At 69.4% G+C, this 1,728-nt stretch carries 1 protein-coding gene; it reads right to left on the reverse strand.

Features of this window, described 5'->3' with window-relative positions:
* Nucleotides 1–500 precede the first annotated feature (500 nt).
* The gene (locus ACFV04_RS43675; RefSeq protein ID WP_380350270.1) at nt 501–1,640 is read right to left on the reverse strand and encodes a hypothetical protein; all 1,140 of its coding nucleotides are present in this window, start codon (nt 1,638–1,640) and stop codon (nt 501–503) included.
* Nucleotides 1,641–1,728 lie beyond the last annotated feature (88 nt).

Raw genomic sequence — 1,728 nt, forward strand, 5'->3', positions numbered from 1 at the left:
GTGGCCAAAGGCCCGCCAGGGCCGACGCCACCGCCCCACCCCACCGGGCGGACAAGGCAGCCACGCCGAAGGCGTGTCCGAGGCCCGGTGGCCCACGGTGGCCAAAGGCCCGCCAGGGCCGACGCCACCGGGACGGTGAACGCCACCGGGCCACCAGCACAGCCGCCCCCGCAGGGGGCGACCAAGGCAGTGCCGGCCTGCCGGGGATCGGCCGCCAGTGGACCAGCGCGGGCTGACGCCCCGCATGCCGGCCTGGCGCATGAGGCGACGCCTACTCCGTAGCGTGCTGGCGCAGCACGGCGCCGGTGGCAGGGGCTGTGCGGCTGTCATCGCGCCTCTACTCCTCCGGTTCCGCCGGAAGCGTGCTGGTGGTTCGCGCGTGCAACGTGTGGTGCCTGCGAGGTTCTGTTCGCAGACGGATCACCCTCTGGGTCCGGGGCAGTGCCCGGACCCAGAGGGTGATCCAGCCCTACGGCCGCCCGGGGCGGGCAGCCTATGGATCAGTTGTCGATGATCAGCAGCCCGGTGGTGGAGCCCTTGCCCGGCCAGTAGTGGTCGGACGAACTCCGTTCGGCTCGAACGCGAATGCTCAGGGTGTGGGCGAGGCTGTTGCAGTCGCCCGCGGTCATCGGCACCTTGACGGTCATCGTGCGGGTCAGGGGCTCCCAGTCGTAGGGAGTACCAGGGATGCCGATCTGCGCGAGGTGGGCGTCGATCCCGGCGCGGGTGACCTGGCCCGGGCGTCCGATCGCGCACCGCTCCCGCTGCGACAAGGGGCAGAGGTTGGACTGGCAGACGGACGAGCCCAGGATGTTGGAAGTGTCCGGCTGCTTGAGGACGTGGGACAGAGCGCACGAGTTGGTCTCGAAGACCGGGTAGTCGCGGTAGTGCTGTGCCAGACCGAACACCGTCTCGCGCATGGTGGCCGGCCAGACCGAGGAGGCACTCTCCACGTCCAGGCCAGGGTCCTTCAGCGCGGGCCACAGCGGTGCCATCTGGTCGCGGGCGCCCGGCTTGACCTTGAGGCCGACGGCAACCGAGCACTGCGCGTACTGCGTCGCCAGCCCGAGGACGCGGTGCACTGCCTCGGGAGTGGAGTTCTGCGGCAGGAACGGGCGCCAGTAGTGGATGACCGGAATGCCGATGGCGTGGAGGGCGGGGAAGTTCGCCCTGAGGGCGTCGTGGTTGATGCCCTGCTCGACGTCAGGTCCCAGACCGGAGTAGCTGAGGTAGACGATGACGGGCAGTCCGGCCGCTCGGGTACGGGTCAGACACTCGAGGACGTCCGGGGTGAAGCCGCACTTGGTGATCAGGCACACCGGGTTGCGCAGTCCACGCTCGACGAAGAGATCGAGCAGTTCGGTGAGATGCTTGCGGGTGCGGGGCGTGGACAGGGCGTCGGTGCAGGTGTAGAGGGCCAGGACACTGGTCGGCCGGTAGTAGCGGCTGTCCAGCAACAGTTCGAGGGTCTTGGCGGGCGTGGCGAGCTCGACCGGGCGGACCCTGGTCAGGCCTCGGTCCTCGAGGAAGCAGTACCCGCATCCCTTGTTGCAGCCCTGGACTCCGTTCACGGCGATCCACGACTCGTGCTGGTCGATAACGGGCTCGTAGAGCCGTTCGATCTTCGACGGGTTGTTCATGTGTTTCTCCCTGGTGGGTGGCCGGGAGGGGTGGCCGCCTGGTTGGCGGTCGGGGTTGGTGGGGCCCCTTTCCGGCGCGGGGCACCAG

It is taken from the genome of Kitasatospora sp. NPDC059599, assembly GCF_042735125.1.
In the GTDB taxonomy this organism is placed as follows: domain Bacteria; phylum Actinomycetota; class Actinomycetes; order Streptomycetales; family Streptomycetaceae; genus Kitasatospora.

Excerpts from the sequence above, each read along its gene's own strand:
- ACFV04_RS43675 (WP_380350270.1), bottom strand. The coding sequence starts at position 1,640 with ATGAACAACCCGTCGAAGATCGAACGGCTCTACGAGCCCGTTATCGAC.